The sequence below is a fragment of the Arcobacter defluvii genome (genome assembly GCF_013201725.1).
Lineage (GTDB): Bacteria > Campylobacterota > Campylobacteria > Campylobacterales > Arcobacteraceae > Aliarcobacter > Aliarcobacter defluvii.
In genome coordinates this window covers 1,693,125-1,710,736 of record NZ_CP053835.1, presented here as the reverse complement: position 1 = coordinate 1,710,736, position 17,612 = coordinate 1,693,125, and the positions used below count along the sequence as shown (strand labels likewise).

Annotated in this window: 19 protein-coding genes; 13 read left to right on the top strand and 6 right to left on the bottom strand. The window is 24.3% G+C overall.

The window, feature by feature from the left end; genetic code table 11:
- A complete protein-coding gene (locus ADFLV_RS08670; RefSeq protein ID WP_014474382.1) occupies positions 1–618 on the top strand; it encodes a hypothetical protein in 618 nt (205 codons plus the stop codon).
- A 14-nt stretch (positions 619–632) separates the two neighbouring features.
- Here the strand turns inward: ADFLV_RS08670 and ADFLV_RS08665 are convergent, their stop codons facing one another.
- On the bottom strand, positions 633–1,643 hold the full coding sequence (locus ADFLV_RS08665; RefSeq protein WP_129010611.1) for a sensor histidine kinase: 1,011 nt from the start codon (positions 1,641–1,643) through the stop codon (positions 633–635).
- Positions 1,644–1,822: 179 nt separating this feature from the next.
- Between ADFLV_RS08665 and ADFLV_RS08660 the strand changes: the two genes are divergently transcribed.
- Together ADFLV_RS08660 and ADFLV_RS08655 are read left to right on the top strand one after the other, a co-directional pair.
- Positions 1,823–2,920 (top strand): GIY-YIG nuclease family protein, encoded by a 1,098-nt coding sequence (locus ADFLV_RS08660; protein ID WP_129010612.1) that lies wholly within the window; start codon positions 1,823–1,825, stop codon positions 2,918–2,920.
- An 11-nt stretch (positions 2,921–2,931) separates the two neighbouring features.
- Entirely contained in the window at positions 2,932–3,522 is a 591-nt protein-coding gene (locus ADFLV_RS08655; RefSeq protein ID WP_129010613.1) for a Crp/Fnr family transcriptional regulator, read from the top strand.
- A gap of 52 nt (positions 3,523–3,574) precedes the next feature.
- Here the strand turns inward: ADFLV_RS08655 and sugE are convergent, their stop codons facing one another.
- Positions 3,575–3,892, bottom strand: coding sequence for a quaternary ammonium compound efflux SMR transporter SugE (gene sugE, locus ADFLV_RS08650; RefSeq protein ID WP_129010614.1), 318 nt, complete (start codon positions 3,890–3,892; stop codon positions 3,575–3,577).
- Positions 3,893–4,093: 201 nt separating this feature from the next.
- On the opposite strand from sugE, the gene ADFLV_RS08645 reads away from it, so the two are divergent.
- The 6 genes from ADFLV_RS08645 (at position 4,094) to ADFLV_RS08620 (ending at position 11,416) form a co-directional block, all read left to right on the top strand.
- Entirely contained in the window at positions 4,094–4,975 is an 882-nt protein-coding gene (locus tag ADFLV_RS08645) for a DMT family transporter (RefSeq protein ID WP_129010615.1), read from the top strand.
- Positions 4,976–4,984: 9 nt separating this feature from the next.
- A complete protein-coding gene (locus ADFLV_RS08640) occupies positions 4,985–5,800 on the top strand; it encodes an aldo/keto reductase family protein (protein WP_129010616.1) in 816 nt (271 codons plus the stop codon).
- 99 nt (positions 5,801–5,899) lie between these two features.
- The gene (locus ADFLV_RS08635; RefSeq protein ID WP_129010617.1) at positions 5,900–8,572 is read left to right on the top strand and encodes a diguanylate cyclase; all 2,673 of its coding nucleotides are present in this window, start codon (positions 5,900–5,902) and stop codon (positions 8,570–8,572) included.
- Positions 8,562–8,840: a helix-turn-helix transcriptional regulator gene (locus tag ADFLV_RS08630; RefSeq protein ID WP_172658776.1), complete on the top strand. Its 279-nt coding sequence runs from the start codon at positions 8,562–8,564 to the stop codon at positions 8,838–8,840. Before ADFLV_RS08635 ends, ADFLV_RS08630 begins: the two co-directional genes overlap by 11 nt.
- A 63-nt stretch (positions 8,841–8,903) precedes the next feature.
- Positions 8,904–9,428 (top strand): YbhB/YbcL family Raf kinase inhibitor-like protein, encoded by a 525-nt coding sequence (locus ADFLV_RS08625; RefSeq protein ID WP_129010618.1) that lies wholly within the window; start codon positions 8,904–8,906, stop codon positions 9,426–9,428.
- A gap of 56 nt (positions 9,429–9,484) precedes the next feature.
- A complete protein-coding gene (locus ADFLV_RS08620) occupies positions 9,485–11,416 on the top strand; it encodes a diguanylate cyclase (RefSeq protein ID WP_129010619.1) in 1,932 nt (643 codons plus the stop codon).
- Here ADFLV_RS08620 and ADFLV_RS08615 read toward each other — a convergent pair.
- Positions 11,413–12,291, bottom strand: a complete 879-nt coding sequence (locus ADFLV_RS08615; RefSeq protein ID WP_129010620.1) for a LysR substrate-binding domain-containing protein — start codon at positions 12,289–12,291, stop codon at positions 11,413–11,415. The genes ADFLV_RS08620 and ADFLV_RS08615 overlap by 4 nt on opposite strands.
- Positions 12,292–12,390: 99 nt before the next feature.
- Between ADFLV_RS08615 and ADFLV_RS08610 the strand changes: the two genes are divergently transcribed.
- Complete coding sequence (locus ADFLV_RS08610) at positions 12,391–13,413, top strand: YeiH family protein (protein WP_172658775.1); 1,023 nt, start codon at positions 12,391–12,393, stop codon at positions 13,411–13,413.
- Positions 13,414–13,431: 18 nt separating this feature from the next.
- Here the strand turns inward: ADFLV_RS08610 and ADFLV_RS08605 are convergent, their stop codons facing one another.
- From ADFLV_RS08605 to ADFLV_RS08595, 3 genes are all read right to left on the bottom strand, one after another.
- Positions 13,432–14,166 (bottom strand): DsbC family protein, encoded by a 735-nt coding sequence (locus ADFLV_RS08605; RefSeq protein WP_014474368.1) that lies wholly within the window; start codon positions 14,164–14,166, stop codon positions 13,432–13,434.
- Between the two features lie 108 nt (positions 14,167–14,274).
- Entirely contained in the window at positions 14,275–15,174 is a 900-nt protein-coding gene (locus ADFLV_RS08600) for an AEC family transporter (protein ID WP_129010622.1), read from the bottom strand.
- 3 nt (positions 15,175–15,177) lie between these two features.
- Entirely contained in the window at positions 15,178–15,549 is a 372-nt protein-coding gene (locus ADFLV_RS08595) for a winged helix-turn-helix transcriptional regulator (RefSeq protein WP_014474366.1), read from the bottom strand.
- A gap of 130 nt (positions 15,550–15,679) precedes the next feature.
- Between ADFLV_RS08595 and ADFLV_RS08590 the strand changes: the two genes are divergently transcribed.
- From ADFLV_RS08590 to ADFLV_RS08580, 3 genes are read left to right on the top strand one after another with little or no spacing between them, the layout of a single operon-like run.
- The gene (locus tag ADFLV_RS08590) at positions 15,680–16,261 is read left to right on the top strand and encodes an NAD(P)H-dependent oxidoreductase (RefSeq protein ID WP_129010623.1); all 582 of its coding nucleotides are present in this window, start codon (positions 15,680–15,682) and stop codon (positions 16,259–16,261) included.
- A gap of 9 nt (positions 16,262–16,270) precedes the next feature.
- A complete protein-coding gene (locus ADFLV_RS08585; protein ID WP_129010624.1) occupies positions 16,271–16,567 on the top strand; it encodes a putative quinol monooxygenase in 297 nt (98 codons plus the stop codon).
- Positions 16,568–16,579: 12 nt separating this feature from the next.
- The gene (locus tag ADFLV_RS08580; protein WP_129010625.1) at positions 16,580–17,611 is read left to right on the top strand and encodes an NADH:flavin oxidoreductase/NADH oxidase; all 1,032 of its coding nucleotides are present in this window, start codon (positions 16,580–16,582) and stop codon (positions 17,609–17,611) included.
- Position 17,612: the final 1 nt, after the last annotated feature.

Here is a 17,612-nt window from a genome sequence, read left to right as displayed (position 1 = left end):
ATGAATTTAGAAAAACTAAAAGATATGGAAGCCGAGTTTTTAACTTTTTATCCAACAGGTTTTGAAGATGCAAAATTTTTTCCAACTATGAAGAAGTTTAATCCATCAAAACTTGAAGAGTTTACAAAAGAAAATCTAAAAAAAGAGAATTTTTCTAATCCAAATTTAGTTGTTGATGCTTTTTTCAAAATTATTCAAAAATCTGTTTTAGTTTCATTGTTTGATAAACTAAAATTTAGAGATATGTTAGCAAATCTGACTTCTTATGAAAAAGATATGTTAAGTATAGAATTGTATGAATTATTACATGGAAATCAAAAAAATGGTTTTGAGGGGTTAGTTGAGTTTTTAGCTCAATATAATCTTGCAAAATGGACGATAATCTCTGTTGTTTTATACTATAACGATAGACAAGTTGAGTATTTTATAAAACCTACAACTACAAAAAATGTACTTAAATATTTTGAAATAAAAGATTTAGTTTATAAACCAACTCCTAGTTTTGAGTTTTATGATGCTTATAAAAAAGTTTTAAATGAGATGAAAAAAAATGTAGATAAATCTGTGAGTTTTGATAATGCAGCATTTACAGGATTTCTAAGAATTGGAATGGAATAAAAATAATTTTATTTTTATTCACTATTTAGAGTTTTTGGTAGTTCTATTTCAAAAAGTGCACCTAAATAATTTTTATTTAAGTATTCAAATTGTGTATTTTTTACCAAAATAATACCATTAAAACTTTTTTGTATAATTTGTAAAGACATATATAAACCAATTCCTGTTCCTTTTTTATCTCCTTTTGTTGTGAAGTAAGGTTCAAAAATTTTAGTTAAAATTTTTTCATTTATTCCTCCTGCATTATCTATAATTGATATAGAAAAATTGGAGTTAGTTTGAGAGGTTTTTATTTTGATAATTCTGTTTTTTATATCACTTTCTTCAAATTTGTCAATTGAATTATTAAATAAATTAATAAGAATTTGCATAAGTTGATTTTCAAAACCAAATATTTTAAAATCCTCAATCTCTTTTTTTATAGATATGCCGTTATTTGAAAATTGAGAATTAATAATTTTTAAGCATTTATCAATACAATTACTAATCAAAAAATTACTTTTAGGTGTATGAGGTGTATAAAAATCTCTAAAATCATCTACAGTTTGACATAAATAATTTATATTATTCATAATTTTTTCAAGTAATTCAATCTCTTTTTTATTATCAATAATTCCTAATTCTTTTTGCATTTTTATGCCACTTGCTGTTATGGTTATAACATTTAAAGGTTGTCTCCATTGATGAACAATATTTCCTAATAATTCACCAATTGTTGATAATTTTGATTGTTGAAAAAGTAAAAAATCTTTTTTTTTATTTTTCTCTTTTTCTTCTATTAAAGCATTGACATATTTTAAAAGAGATTTTTCTAAAAAGTTAGTTATAAAAAATGAACTATATAAAGATACAAAAAAGATAAAAATGGAGAAAAAAATCAATTCTTTATAGTAATAGTCAAATAATTCATTATGGTTAAAGTACAAAAAAAATGAAATAAAAAAATTAAACATAAGTATTATAACAAGAGGTGCATATTTTATAAAAAATAAAACTCTGTTTTCATTTTTTCTATTACTAAACATATTTTATCTCTCCTTTAAATTTATTTATAATTATTAAATAATAAAAGAATTTCCTTTTAATTTTTTAGATAAAATTATTTTTTCCAATTAAAAAGTTATTATCTTATCTTATCTTATCTTTCTATTAATCCTCCATTTTATTTATATTTAATTTTTAAGCCATTATGTTAGAATACAAAATGAAAAAAATCCCGTTTTATTTACTTATTAATAAACTTTATAATATGAGTTTTAAGAATTATTTTAATCATTTAAAAAAAAATATTTTATGTACAGAGTGGTTCAAAAAAGCTTGCAAAGATAAAAAAATCACAATAAGATATTTATCAAAAAATTATTTTTCAAATGAAATAAAAAATTCTTATCTAAAATATAAAAAAGATACAGTATATTTTTTTAAACTCTTTTTATTGAAATTTGAATATAAAGAGAAATTAGAAAATGATAATCATTTAAAACTTTTAAATGTAAATATTAAAAATGAAACTATATTTAATGTAGTTTCTCTTTTGTTTTCACTACAAAAACAATTTTTGAATACAAATTATTATCAAGATATAAATATCTTTGATAGAAAAACATTTATTGTTAAATATTATGAAAAATATAATTCTTATATTGATCTTTCAATTTTGTCAAAAATTTTGAACAATGTTTTATATTTATGTGGAAATAATATATATAAATTGACTTATTTAATACCTCCAAAAAGATTTTTGTACTCTTTATATATAAAGGAGTTGATAAATTCTGATATAAGTTTATTAAAAGGAGATTCTCAATTATCTGAAATTTTATTTGAAAAATATGGTATAAAAATATCAAGAAGAACAGTTTGTGATATTAGAAATAAATTTTTAATTCCTAAAATACAAAAAAAGAAATCTTTTAATTTCTATTTATATCATGAAAATTTTTATTGTGATAAAAAAAAATTAGATAAATTAAATATTTCACATTTAGAAAATAATGTAAAAGGAATTTATGAGTTATCTTCTAATAAAATAAATAAATATCCTTTTTCAAAAAATAGTATTTTATATATAGGTTCATCAAAAAATATAAAAAAGAGATTGTGGACTTATACTTCTGAATATGCGCATACAGAGCAAATTAGGAATTTTTTGGAAAAAAATGAAGATGTATATTTTAGGATAATCAAAACTTTGGATTATAAAGAGTTTGAAATGCATTTTATTAATGCTTTTATAGATATGAATGGTGAATTACCAAAATTAAATAAACAACGAGTTTTAAATGCAAATTCTTTTGTTTAGTGGAGAATAAATTGATAGAAAGTTATTATAATCAACTAAGAGAAAGTTGTAAAAAATATTTTGATTTTGATGATGGAAATTTTGAAAGATTAAAAAATATTACTTTTCTAAAAGAGATAAAAAAAGGAGAAATTTTACTTGATAATTATTCTAAAGCAAAATATATCTATTTTATCTGTAAAGGAATTTTACGAACTTATTATTTAGGTGAAAATGGTGAAATTTATACAAAAAATCTTTTTAGTGAAAACTACTTTTCAGCTTCAAAAGTATCACTTCTTACAAAAGAAGATTCATATTTAAATATTGATGCTTTGGAAGATTGCACACTTATTTTTATAGATTATGATAAATACAAAGAGTTGATAGATAAATATAATGAATTTAAAACTTTTTATATAAATTATTTAGAAAAAAATTGGGTAATAGTAAAAGAAAAAAATGAAATATCTTTAATCCTTGATGATGCAACAACTAGATATGAAAATTTTGTAAGAAATAATCCAAATATAGAAAATAGAATCGCTTTACATCATATTGCAAATCATTTAGGTATAACTCCAACTCAGTTGAGCAGAATTAGAAAAAAGTTGAATAAATAAAGCTTTCTAATCAACATATGTAAAAGTATTTCTTTTGAAATACTTTTATATTTTAAGAAGTTGTAAATTTAAGTCCGATAATACCTAATATAATAAGTAAAATACTTATAATTCTTATAATATTTACAGAATCATTAAATAAAATTATTCCAGCTATTACAGTTCCAACAGTTCCTATTCCTACCCAAACAGCATAAGCAGTTCCTAAAGGAAGAGTTTTTAAAGAAATACTTAATAACCAAATACTAATCAGCATTGCAAATATTGTAAATAAACTTGGGATTAATTTTGAAAAACCATCTGTATATTTAAGACCTATTGCCCAAAATATTTCAAAAATTCCAGCAATAACAAGTGTGACCCAACTCATAAAAATTCCTTTTTTATAATTTGAGGCCGTCCTCTATGAAATGAAGTGGCAAGGTCGTCCTTGCTTTCTTGTATAAATTTTATACTTTTTTAGGTAATAAGTTAATAAATATACAGTAATCTTCTAAAAATCAACATATGTAAATGACTTTAATTGTATATTTCATTAATATTATAAGAATTTATTTTAAAAGGATTTTTTTTGGAAGAGAAATTAAAAGCACATTTATATGTGTTATTTGCAACATTTTTAATAGCTGGATCTTTTATTGCATCTGCTAAACTTTCAGGCGTTATAGATTCTATTTCTTTGACTTTATATAGATTTGTTTTAGCAGCTATTATTTTAGCTCCAATTGTTTTGATAAAAAAAGAGTATAGAAAAAAGATTATTTCAACTTTTCCAAGAGCTATGATTATAGGATTATTTTATTCTTTATATTTTATTGGAATGTTCAAAGCTTTGGAGACAACAACAGCTTTAAATACAGGAACTTTATATACCTTAGTTCCTTTAATGACCGCGATTTTATGTATATTCTTTTTTAAAGAAAAAATGAATTTAAAACAACTTTTTATATATTTTATAGGAATTATTGGTACTTGTATAGTTGTATTTAAAGCTGATATTGAATTGTTTTTAGGTTTTTCTTTAAATGAAGGAGATATTATATTTTTACTTGCTTCAACTTCTATGGCTTTGTATTCGATATTTTTGAAACTTTTACATAAAAAAGGAGATATTCTTTTAGTGTTAGTTTTTACAACACTAATTGGTGGATGTTTTTGGATGTTTCTTACTATGCAGGTTTTAAATATACCTTTTGGTTGGGAAAAAATAAAAGGTGATTTGTTTTATTGGATGGCTTATTTAGTTATTGGAACAACAATTGTAACTCTATATTTATATCAAAAAAGTTCTATTATTTTAGGTCCAAAAAAACTGATGGCTTATGTATATCTAAGTCCTGCAATGGTTGCTATTTTATCTTTTATAATAGAAAAACAGACTATAAATTCTAATGTTTTTATAGGGATTATCATATCAACATTTGCTACAATGATTCTATTAAAACAGAAGTGAGAAAATATTATGAAAATACCAAATATGATTTATGGAACAGCTTGGAAAAAAGAAAATACAACTGCTTTAGTTTTTGAAGCTTTAAAACAAGGATTTAGAGCTGTTGATACAGCTTGTCAACCAAGACATTATCGAGAAGATTTAGTTGGCTTTGGTTTACAAAAAGCTTATGATAATGGAGTTGTAAAAAGAGAAGATTTATTTATTCAAACAAAATTTACTCCAATTGATGGGCAAGATAAAAATAATATGCCATATTTAGAAAGTGATGAAATAGAAATTCAAGTGGAAAAATCTTTTGAAACTTCTAAAAAAAATCTAAAAACAAATTTTATAGATGCTTATATTTTACATTCACCAGTTTATCCTAGAAGTAAACTTCAAAAAGTTTGGCAAAAAATGGAAGGATTTGTTGATGCTGGTGAAGTAGGGTATTTAGGAATTAGTAATTGTTATGATTTAGATGTTTTAGTTTACATTTATAACAATGCAAGAATAAAACCATCAATAGTGCAAAATCGATTTTATGCTCAAAGTGGATATGACAAAGAAATAAGAGCTTTTTGTAATCAAAATGAAATAAAATACGAGAGTTTTTGGTCTTTAACTGCAAATCCAGATATTTTGACAAGTGCGATTTTACAAACTTTATCACAAAAATATCAACGAGGTGTTGCTGAGATTTTTTATAGATTTTTAAATCATATAAATATAACGCCTTTAAATGGTACAACATCAACAAAACATATGATTGAAGATTTGAAAATTGGTGAGTTTGAATTGTTAGATATAGAAATAAAAGAGATTTATAAATTGTTAGATTAAATCAGTTTATTTATTAAACAAAATAATTACTTATTATTTAAACCTTTAGATATAATAATTTAATAAAGATTTAAAATTTTATCTATAAAGGTTTAAAATATGGGAATAATTAAAAATGTTTTTAAATCTAAAATATTATTAATAATTTTATTATTTACATTTGTTTATTCTCAAGAAAAAGTAACTTTACAACTAAAATGGTTTCATCAATTTCAATTTGCTGGATATTATGCTGCAAAAGAAAAAGGTTTTTATGATGAAGTTGGTTTAGATGTTGAGATAAAAGAAAGAGATTTAAAATTTAATAATATAGAACAAGTAATAAAAGGTGAATCTCAATATGGAGTTGCAGATTCTGCTTTATTCTTGTATAAGATTACAAATGAACCAGTTGTTATAGTTGCTCCTATTTTTCAACACTCTGCAAATGTACTAATTTCATTGAAAAATAGTGGAATAGATTCTCCTTATGATTTAAATAATAAAAATATTTCAATTTATGCAAATAGCACAGATAGTTTTACAATATTAGCAATGTTAAAAAAATTAGGAATTAAACCAAACTTTTTACCAGAAAGAAAGAGTGATGATTATTTAAAATTAATAACAAAACAGATAGATTTAACTTCTGCATATTTAAGTAATGAGCCTTTTTATTTCAAAGAAAAAGATATAGATATAAATGTCATAGATCCTATTTTTTATGGATTTGATTTTTATGGAGATATGCTATTTACAAATAAAGAAGAAGCTATAAATCATCCTTTAAGAGTTGAAAAGTTCAAAAGAGCAACATTAAAAGGTTGGGAATATGCCCTAAATCATAAAGAAGAAATAGTTCAACTAATTTATAATAAATATAGTGCTAAAAAATCTATTGAGCATCTTATGTTTGAAGCAGATGTTATTCAAAAAATGATTGATATAAAAAATGTTCCTTTAGGTACGCTTGATAAAGGACGTTTTAAATATATCTCTGATTTATATAAAGATTATGGATTAGATAATAAAAACTTAAATGTAAAAGATTTTATTTTTGATGAGTTTGAAAATCATCTTAATTTAACAAAAGAAGAGTTGAATTTTATAAAAAATAAAAAAGAGATTACTTATTGTATTGACCCAAATTGGATGCCTTTTGAAAAAAATATTGAATCAAAACATATTGGAATTACAGCAGATTATTTTAAAATTTTTCAAGAAGAGTTGAGCATTCCTTTTAAATTTGTACCAACAACAAATTGGAGTGAGTCTTTATCTTTTATTGAAAATAAAAAATGTGATTTTTTATCTTTACTTATTGTCTCTGAAAAACGTAAAAAATTTTTAAATTTTACAAAACCTTATTTACAATCACCTTTAGTTGTTGTAACTAGAAATGATGAGATTTTTATCTCTAATATTTTGGATATTGGAAATAAAAAAGTTGGAATTGTAAAGGATTATGCTTTTATTGAGATTTTAAAAGAGAAATATCCAAATCTTAATATTGTTGAAGTAAAAGATATAGAAGATGGATTAAATAGAGTTAAATCAAAAGAGTTATACGGTTTTATAGATACTTTGACTACAGTTGCTTATATGATACAAAATAAATATGTAACACAATTAAAAATTAGTGGAAAATTTGATGAAACCTTAGATTTATCTATTGGAACAAGATATGATGAACCTTTATTAACTAATATTTTTAATAAAGTGATAAATAACGTTTCTAGTGAAGATAAACAAATGATTTTTAATAAATATACTTCAATTAAAGTTGAAGAAAAGATGGATTATAAACAGATTGTTTTATGGGTTTTAGGAACAATTTTTTTATTTGGAATAATTCTATTTATTTTTATAAATGCAAATTTAAAACTTACAAAAGAGATAAGAAAAAGAGAAGAAATTGAAAAAAGACTAAAAAGTTTCAATGAGTTAATTGATGAAAATATTATCTCTTCTTCAACCGATTTAAGAGGATACATAACTGATGTTTCAAATGCTTTTTGTCGTATTAGTAAATATTCAAGAGAGGAATTGATAGGTAAAAATCAAAATATTGTAAGACATCCAGATATGAGTAGTGAAGTTTATAAAGAGTTATGGAAAACAATAAGTTCAAATAAGATATGGGAAGGAGAGATAAAAGATAGAGCAAAAGATGGAACAGATTATTGGATACATATAAAAATAACTCCAAAATTTGATGAATTTAATAATAAAATTGGCTATATATCTATAAAACAAGATATTACAGATAAAAAAATTATTGAAGAAATATCAATTACAGATGGATTAACTAATCTTTATAATCAACGATACTTTAATGATTTTTCTCAAAAATTTATAAATAGTGCAAAACGAGAAAATCATTTTATTTCTTTTTTAATAATAGATGTTGATTACTTTAAACAATATAATGATACTTATGGACATTTGATGGGTGATAATGTTTTGAAAAAAGTTGCAACAGCTTTAAAAGATTATAGTTCAAGATCTGATGATTATTGTTTTAGATTAGGTGGTGAAGAGTTTGGAATATTATTTAAGTCAAAAAATCAAGAAAAGGCTTTTCAATTCGCCAAAATGATTCTAGAAAATATTGAAAATCTAAAAATAGAACATAAAAGTAGCATTGTTAGTAAATATATAACTGTATCAATGGGCTTATTTAGTGATTATTCAAAAAATATTATAGATATTGATGATATTTATAAAAAAGCTGATAAAATGCTCTATCTTGCAAAAGAAACTGGTAGAAATAGGGTGATAAATGAGCTCTAGATTCTATTTTAAAACAAAAATTGAAAAAGAGTTTCAAATTACAGATTTGGCTTTTAGAAATAAATTTAAAGATACTTTTGGAATAACTCCAAAAAAATGGCAAAATAAAAAAAGACTTGAAAAAGCGAAATTATTACTTGAAACAACAAATTATAATGTTACAGAAGTGTGTCAGACTTGCGGATTTGATAATATCTCTTGGTTTATACAGAGCTTTAAAAAAGAGTATAAAATCACTCCAAAACAGATAAAAAACAACAAAAATTGAAGTTTTTCTAATAGAATAATTTTTTTTAATAATATATACTATGAAAATTAAAAGGAGAAAATTATGAAAAAAATAGCATTATCAATATTTTTTAGTGTAAGTATGATTTTTGCACAAAATTTTACATTAAGTAGTTCTGATTTACAAGGACAATTAACATCAAAACAAGTATTTAATGGTTTTGGATGTACAGGAGAAAATATATCTCCTGAACTTTCATGGAAAGATGCTCCAAAGGGTACAAAATCTTTTGCAATTACTGCTTATGATCCTGATGCACCAACTGGTTCTGGATGGTGGCATTGGATAGTTTTTGATATATCAAAAGATAAATTTACATTACCAACTGGTTTTGGAAATAGTGAATCAAAAAATGCAATCCAAAGTATAACTGATTATGGTAAAAGTGGTTTTGGTGGTGCTTGTCCTCCTGTTGGAGATAAAGCACATAGATATGTATTTACTGTACATGCACTTGATATAGAAACTTTAGGATTAGATAAAAATGCAAATCCTGCACTTGTGGGATTTTATCTAAATTCTCATACGCTTGCTAAAGCTTCTTTAATTTCATATTATGGAAGATAAGTAAAAGAAAGAATATACTACAATATATCCTATAACATAAAATAGGAATTTTAGACGTGAGTGTACAAATTAGTATTGAAGATTATAAATTCAGTGATTTAATTGATATTGTTGATTTTAAGCAGTTACTTGAAAGTTTTTATAAAGCGACTAAAATTCCAAATACTCTACTTGATTCAGGTAATAAAATCATTTCTCAATTTGGTTTAACAAAAGCTTGTTCTCAGTTTTATAAAACTAATTTTGAGAGTGATTTATTAAAAGAGTTTATTGATGGAAAAAAACCTTACTCTTTTTGTAAAAATGGACTTATGTATTATTCAACTCCAATAGTTGTAGAAAATCATCATTTAGCAACTCTTATTTTAGGAGAATTTTTAGATAAGACTCCAAATAAGATATTTTTTACACAACAAGCAGAAAAATTTAATTACGATAAAATCAAATATCTTGAAGCAATAAATAGTATTCCTATTATTAAAAAAGAGCAAATAGAGTCTTTAATGAATTGTATTGTTCAAATGGCTAAAATGCTTGCAAATAATGCTTTACTTAAATTTCGAGAAACAAAATTAGAAGATAATTTAAATAAAAGCACAGAAGAAAAAAGTGAGTTAAAAAATATTTTAGATTTCTCTCCAATTGGTATTGCTTGGTCAGATGAAGATGGTAATATAAAATATCTTAACCATCAATTTATAAAACTTTTTGGTTATACGATTGATGATATACCTACTGTTCAAGTTTGGTATGAAAAAGCTTATCCTGATATAAAATATAAAAAAGAGGTAATTGAACCTTGGCATAAAGAAGTTGTTATTTCTAAACAAACGGGAATTTTAGTCCCTGATTTAGAAGTTACAATAAGATGTAAAGATGGAAGTGAACGACGGGTATTTGTAAGAGTGTCATGGATTGGAAATAAAAGACTTGTTAATTTTAATGATATAACTCAACATTGGAAAAGTGAACTAAGAAATCATATACATGACTCCATGTTAGAAATGGTAGCTAAAAATACATCTTTATCAGATATTTTAAATACAATCGTTAAAAATATGGAATATGAAGATCCTGGTTCTTTTTGTAGCGTTTTATTACTTGATAAAGATGAAAAACGTTTGATTTTAGGTGCTGCACCAAATTTACCTGATTTTTATAATAAAGCTGTAAATGGCGTTAAAATTGCAGAAGGAGTTGGTTCTTGTGGTTCTGCTGCTTATCTTAAAACACGTGTAATTGCAGATGATATAAGCACACATAAATATTGGCAACCATATAAAAGTTTAGCTTTACGTGCTGGATTAGCATCTTGTTGGTCTGAACCAATTATGTCTTCAACTGGTAAATTATTAGGTACATTTGCAATTTATCACTCAAAACCTTCAATTCCAAATTCTAGTGATATGGAACGTATTAATTTTGCTGCAAACTTAGCTTCTATTGCAATAGAAAATAGAAATACAAGATTAGAACTTGAGCATAGAGCATATTTTGACTATCTTACAGATTTACCTAATCGAAGATATTTTATAGAACAAGCAGAACTTGAATTATCTCGTTATCATAGATATGGTGGTGAACTCTCTTTGATAATGTTTGATATTGATCATTTTAAACAAATAAATGACAAATATGGGCATAGTATAGGAGATTTAGTTCTTCAGAATTTAGCAAAAATTAGTCGATTGATTTTAAGGGATGTTGATTTAATTGGGCGTATAGGTGGAGAAGAATTTGCTATCATTTTACCTCAAACTAATATTTCAGAAGCTTTAAATGTTGCAAAAAGATTACAAACAGCAATTTTAAATGAAAAAATTATTGTAAATGAAGAAATTTCTTTTAATTTTGCAGCTTCTTTTGGTATTACATCTGCTTGCAAATGTACAAATATAGATGATTTATTGATTCAAGTAGATTTGGCATTGTATAAAGCAAAAAATAGTGGAAGAAATCAAATTTGTATCTCTAATAAAAATGATTAAATTTGATTTCTAAATTGTTCTTTTATAAAAGATATAAAAGTTTCAAAGAGTAGATTTTTAGATTTTTCTTTATGATAAATCAAATAAAACTCTCTTTTTAACTCTAAATTTTTTAGTTTTATTTCGAAGAGTTTTTTTTCTTCTAACTCTTTTTGAACAATTACTTTTGAAATTGCTGTTACTGTATCAGGATTATTTAAAACAATTGTTTTTATCTCTTCAAAATCTTGAAGTTGCATAAAAATGTTTAATTCTTTTGCAATTTCACCAATTTTATGTATAAATATTTCTCTTGTTCCACTTCCAATTTCCCTTAAAATCCATTTTTTCTCAATTGTATCAATAAAAGCTTCTTTTTTGTAGTTTTTATCACTTGTAACAACTATTAATTCATCATTTCCTAATTTTTCTTTTATTAAGCTACTATTTTGTGTATCTACTTCAATAAGTCCAATATCAAGTTGGGATTTTAAAATATTTTCTATGATTTTACTTGAGTTTATTGTCAATATATCTAGTTTTACATCTTTATATTTTGATAAAAAATCATAATAGACATTTGGCATAATATAGTTTGAAATAGTTTTACTTGCAGCTATTTTTATATTTCCAGCTAGCTTATTTTCTTGAAAAATAGTTGTTGCATCAATAAGTGCTAGATAATGAGAAAGAGTTTTTTCTTTAAAATATTTTCCTTTTTCGTTTAATATCAGCTTTTTACCAATTCTATCAAAAAGTTGTTCATCTAGGCTACTTTCAAGTGATTTTATAGCTAAAGAGATTGCTGATTGACTTATATTTAATTCACTTGCAACTTGTGTAACTTGAGGATTTTCACTTAATTTATAAAAAAAATTTAACTCTTTTAATGTCATATTTTTCCTTATTAAAAATATTAATCATTATATTAAAAATAATATATTTTACAAATTAAAAGATTAGAGTTATACTTCTACAATTAAAGGAGTTTTATTATGAAAACTAATAATAAAAGTATTATAAATACTTTTTATGGTGTTTTATTTGTAGGAATTTTTGCATTAATTGCAACAATTATAGCAGAAGCTGAATTTTTTAAAAAATTAGGAATTAGTCCTCTTATTATTGGTATTATTCTTGGAATTTTTTATGCAAATACTTTAAAACATAAACTTCCAAATCCTTGGCAAAGTGGAATAATTTTTTCTACAAAATATATTTTAAGATTTGGGATTATTTTATATGGATTTAGACTTACTTTTCAAAATCTTCAAGAAGTTGGAATAAATGGGATTTTAATAGCTTTTTGTGTTGTTTTTTTTACTTTTATTTTTGGATATTTTATAGGAACAAAAGTTTTAAAAATGGATAAAGAGTTAGCTATTTTATGTAGTGCAGGAAGTTCGATTTGTGGAGCAGCAGCTGTTATGGCAACTCAAAGTGTTTTGAAAAATGAAGCTTATAAAAGTGCTGTTGCTGTGTCTTTTGTGGTTATTTTTGGAACAATTGGAATGTTTTTATATCCATTTTTAGATAAGTTAGGAGTTTTTCTTTTTACAAGTTCTCAAATGGGAGTTTATATAGGAGCAACACTTCATGAAGTAGCACATGTTGTTGCAGCTGGAAATGCTTTAGGTGAAGTTGTATCAACAAATGCAATTATTGAAAAGATGATAAGAGTTATATTTTTAGTTCCATTTTTGATTTTATTATCATTTTGGTTGATTAAAACAAATTTTCATACAAAAAAAGAGAAATCAAAAATAGTAATTCCTTGGTTTGCAATATTTTTTATAGTAGTAGTTGGATTTAATTCTTTGGAACTTTTAGAAGAAAATATAATAAAAAGTATAAATTATTTTGATACTTTTGCTTTAACTATGGCAATGACTGCTTTAGGAATGGAAACAAGTTATGATAAGTTTAAAAATACAGGAATAAAACCACTTTATTTATCATTGATTTTATTTATTTGGTTAATGGTTGGAGGATATTTTTTAGTTAAGTTCTTTTTTTAAGATAAGTATTTTTAATACTTATCTTACTTCAATTCCATATTTTTCTAGCATATTAACCCAAACAATATTATTACCATTTTTATCAAAAATTGTTGGTGTTCCTTGAACATTTAAATTTAATCCAATTTGAATTTGTTCTTCTAAATGTTTTTCAAGTTTAGCAAGTTGAGTTTGTGTATATTTTGAATTTTTTACTTTATCTAAATTTTCACTTGCATCAAACATAGCATCAATTTTTTCATTTGTTGTTTTTTTATTCATAATATATAAAGATAAATCTTTTGCATTTTCATGTGATTCTAAAGGATAATAAAACACTCTAATTTTAACTTTATCTTTTATTTGTGGTAAATATGATTCTAATTTTTTACAATATGGACATTCTGGATCTGTAAATAAAAAGTACTCTTCTTTTCCTGTTCCATAAACAAAAGCTTCTTTTCCTCTAACTCCTGTTAAATCAACTGGTGCAGATACTTTCATTCCATTATTTACATCAATAACATCACCTGAAAGAATAAGTTTTTTATCTTTTGTTAAATAAATTTCATCATTGTTCCCTTGAACTTTGATGCTTAAAATATAAATACTTCCAACATCAAAAGCTTTTGTTATTTGTATATTTGCTCTTTTAAATAGTTCTAATTGTTCCATTTGAGCTATTTCAGCTTTTGATACTTCTTTTGTTGCAGCATTTAAACTACAAGTTAGGATAAGAGAACTGATTAACATTTTTTTAGTTAAATCAAACATAAGGTTTCCTAATATAAAAATTTTGCGTATTGTATCTTTTTTATATTAAGAATGTGTGAAGTAATTTATAAATTACTTCACAATTTTACTTTTTAGAGTAACTTTATCTTATTTTATGAGAGTATAAAAAATTCCTGTTGTAAATAATGAGATAATTGTTCCATATCCTACAATTGCAGAACTTAATTTTGGGGCAAGTCCAGCCATAGATGCTATAGCACCTGCTGTTATCATAGTTGGCATTGCAGCTTCCATAATTGATACAATTGATGCTGTATTATACCAATCAAATGTTTTACAAATAATAATTGCAATAATAGGTGCAATGAAAAGTTTTACAATAAGTGCGATACTAAAAGGTTTTATCTCTTCTTTTTGTAGTTTTAGTTGAAGTTGAAGTCCAACTGCAACTAAAGCAAGAGGAACAATCGTACTTGAAAAAGCACTTAAAACTTTTATTGTAACTTGATTAAATTCTGTTCCAATTAATAATAAACCAACCATTAAAGCAATAAATGGTGGAAAAGTTAAAACTTTGAATGTAATCAATCTAAAAGTAACTTTACTATTACTAGAATAGAAACTTGCTATAAAAGTACCATAAATTGCAAGTGCAATAAAATTTCCTAATTGGTCATAAACTAAAATATAAGGAATAGAACTTTCTCCCATATAAGAAGTAATTATAGGAATACCAATAAATGAAGTATTTCCTAAAACTGCTACAAGCATAAGGCAACCTGTTACTTCTTTTGAAAAATTAAATATTTTAGATAAGAACAAAATTATTACTGCACTTAATGTCATAACTGTCCATGATATTATGATAGGAATAATTGCTTCAATAGAAATATCTAATTTTGGTATTTGTAATAAAATCATCGCTGGAAGAGAAATATAGATTAAAAATTGATTTAAAATCATAGGAGCATCTTTTGAAAAGATGTTTAATCTATTAATTATATAACCAATAGACATTGCTAAAATAATTAAAATAAAATTTTCCATCTTTTAGTCACAAAAAGTATTTTGACAAGGATTATCAGATGTAACTTTTCCAAATTCTTTTACATAATCAATTCCCCATTGATGCATCTCTTCTAAAACAGGTCTTAATTTTTCTCCACAAGGAGTTAAACTATACACAACTTTTGGTGGAACACTAGCAAAACATTCCCTATGAATAATATTTTTTTCTTCTAGTTCTTTTAGTTTTATTGTTAAAGTTTTTTGAGTTATTTCACTTATTATTTCATGTAATTCTTTAAATCTTTTTTCTCCATCAAGTAAGTGCCAAATAATTGCTAACTTCCATCTATCATTGAAAATATCCAGTGTTACAGCAACTGAACATCTATATTCTTTATCATTTATATAATACATAATTAAAATCCTTAAATTTGCAGTTTGAATTATAACATAAAGAAAATTAATTTCCATTACTTACCTAAAGTAAAGTAAGCATATATTAAGTTTGTTGTAAATATAATTTTCAAAATTAAAGGAGCAAATTATGAAAAAAGTTTTAATTTTAAATGGGCATCAATATTATAAAGGTCCAGCTAATGGTGAATTAACTAATCATTATATAGAAAAAGCAAAAGATTTTTTTTCTAAAAATGGATTTGAAGTAAAATATACTCATATGGAAAAAGGTTATGAAGTAGAAGAAGAGTGTGAAAAATTTGAATGGGCTGATTATGTTTTATTTCAATATCCAGTTTATTGGATGGGTGTACCTTGGATTGCAAAAAAATATTTTGATGAGACATTTACTCAAGGAAGACACTATGAAAGTGATGGAAGAAGTAGAAGTGATGCTTCTAAAACTTACGGTACAGGAGGATTATTAAAAGGTAAAAAATATATGTTAAGTGTAACTTATAATTGTCCATTAAGTGAATTTGACAATCCAAAAGGTTTCTTTGATGGTTTATCTTTAGACCAAGCTCATGTTGCAACTCATAAAACTTTTGAATTTTGTGGATTAGAACCACTTAAAACTTATTCTGTTCATGATATTTTTAAAGGTGATTTAGATTTAGCTAAAGAGTTAGAAAAATTTGAATCAGTTTTAAAAGAGAATTTTTTATAGGAAAAAAATATGAAAAATATTGTAATAGTTGCAACTATTAAAGCAAAAAAAGGTTTTAAGGATGAAGTTTACAATGAACTTTTAAAACTTCATAAAGCAACTCATGAATTTGATGAAGGTTGTATTCAATATGATTTACATAAAGATTTAAGCGATGAAGATAGTTTTACTTTTGTTGAAACTTGGGAAAATCAAGAACTTTTATCAAAACATGAAGAAAAAGAACATTTTAAAGCTTTTGTATCAAAAATTGAAAATAAAATAGATGGTTTAACAATCAATAAACTAGAAAAATTAGAAATCTAAAAAGGATTTTTTATGAGCTTATTATTAAAAAGTGGAAATATTGGAGCATTAGAGTTAAAAAATAGAGTTGTTATGCCACCTATGTGTATGTATAAAAGTGATAATAGTGGAGAGTTGAAAGATTTTCATAAATATCATTATGTATCAAGAGCTTTAGGTGGAGTAGGGTTTATTATAGTTGAAGCAACTGCAATAGAGCCAAAAGGAAGAATATCTTCAAATGATTTAGGTCTTTGGGATGATTCTTTGATAGAAAAACATAAACAATTAAATAAAGATATACACTCTTTTGGTGCTAAAACTGCAATTCAAATTGCTCATGCAGGAAGAAAGTCAACTGTTATTGATTCAACTCCTATTGCTCCAAGTTCAATTGCTTTTTCAAAAGAGGCTCCATTTAAAATTCCTAAAGAAGTTTCAATAGAAGAGATAAAAAATATTAAAAAATTATTTATAAATGCAGCTTTTAGAGCAAAAGAGGCAGATTATGATGCTATTGAACTTCATGCAGCTCATGGCTATTTATTATGTGAGTTTTTATCACCAATTTCAAATAATAGAACAGATATTTATGGTGGAACTTTAGAGAATAGATGTAGATTAGTTTTAGAAATAGCCCATGAAATAAAACAAAAATTAGATTTGCCTTTGATTGTTAGAATTAGTGCTGATGAGTGGATGAATGGTGGTTGGAATATAGAAGATTCTATTTATTTATCAAAAGAGTTAGAAAAAATCGGAGTTGATTCAATTCATGTATCAAGTGGTGGAAATTTAGAAAAACCTGATAATACTCCAATAATTCAACCTTTATATCAAGCTTCTTGGGCAAAAAAAATAAAAGAAAAAGTGAATATTCCAGTAATTGCAGTTGGGTTAATTACAACAGCAATTGAAGGAGAATATTTACTTAAAAATAGTTCTTGTGATTTTGTTGCATATGGTAGAGAGTTACTTAGAAATCCAAATTTTGTTTTTTATGCAGCAAATGAGTTTAAAGAAAAAGAAAAAATAGATAGTTCATATGAAAGAGCTTATAGATAAT

What these genes read in the sequence shown, in the direction of transcription:
- ADFLV_RS08600 (WP_129010622.1), bottom strand. Translation starts at nt 15,174, where the DNA reads ATGGAAAATTTTATTTTAATTATTTTAGCAATGTCTATTGGTTATATA.
- ADFLV_RS08585 (WP_129010624.1), top strand. Translation starts at nt 16,271, where the DNA reads ATGAAAAATATTGTAATAGTTGCAACTATTAAAGCAAAAAAAGGTTTT.
- ADFLV_RS08605 (WP_014474368.1), bottom strand. Translation starts at nt 14,166, where the DNA reads ATGTTTGATTTAACTAAAAAAATGTTAATCAGTTCTCTTATCCTAACT.
- ADFLV_RS08580 (WP_129010625.1), top strand. Translation starts at nt 16,580, where the DNA reads ATGAGCTTATTATTAAAAAGTGGAAATATTGGAGCATTAGAGTTAAAA.
- ADFLV_RS08635 (WP_129010617.1), top strand. Translation starts at nt 5,900, where the DNA reads ATGGGAATAATTAAAAATGTTTTTAAATCTAAAATATTATTAATAATT.
- ADFLV_RS08615 (WP_129010620.1), bottom strand. Translation starts at nt 12,291, where the DNA reads ATGACATTAAAAGAGTTAAATTTTTTTTATAAATTAAGTGAAAATCCT.
- ADFLV_RS08665 (WP_129010611.1), bottom strand. Translation starts at nt 1,643, where the DNA reads ATGTTTAGTAATAGAAAAAATGAAAACAGAGTTTTATTTTTTATAAAA.
- ADFLV_RS08595 (WP_014474366.1), bottom strand. Translation starts at nt 15,549, where the DNA reads ATGTATTATATAAATGATAAAGAATATAGATGTTCAGTTGCTGTAACA.
- sugE (WP_129010614.1), bottom strand. Translation starts at nt 3,892, where the DNA reads ATGAGTTGGGTCACACTTGTTATTGCTGGAATTTTTGAAATATTTTGG.
- ADFLV_RS08625 (WP_129010618.1), top strand. Translation starts at nt 8,904, where the DNA reads ATGAAAAAAATAGCATTATCAATATTTTTTAGTGTAAGTATGATTTTT.
- ADFLV_RS08630 (WP_172658776.1), top strand. Translation starts at nt 8,562, where the DNA reads ATGAGCTCTAGATTCTATTTTAAAACAAAAATTGAAAAAGAGTTTCAA.
- ADFLV_RS08590 (WP_129010623.1), top strand. Translation starts at nt 15,680, where the DNA reads ATGAAAAAAGTTTTAATTTTAAATGGGCATCAATATTATAAAGGTCCA.
- ADFLV_RS08610 (WP_172658775.1), top strand. Translation starts at nt 12,391, where the DNA reads ATGAAAACTAATAATAAAAGTATTATAAATACTTTTTATGGTGTTTTA.
- ADFLV_RS08670 (WP_014474382.1), top strand. Translation starts at nt 1, where the DNA reads ATGAATTTAGAAAAACTAAAAGATATGGAAGCCGAGTTTTTAACTTTT.
- ADFLV_RS08640 (WP_129010616.1), top strand. Translation starts at nt 4,985, where the DNA reads ATGAAAATACCAAATATGATTTATGGAACAGCTTGGAAAAAAGAAAAT.
- ADFLV_RS08660 (WP_129010612.1), top strand. Translation starts at nt 1,823, where the DNA reads ATGAAAAAAATCCCGTTTTATTTACTTATTAATAAACTTTATAATATG.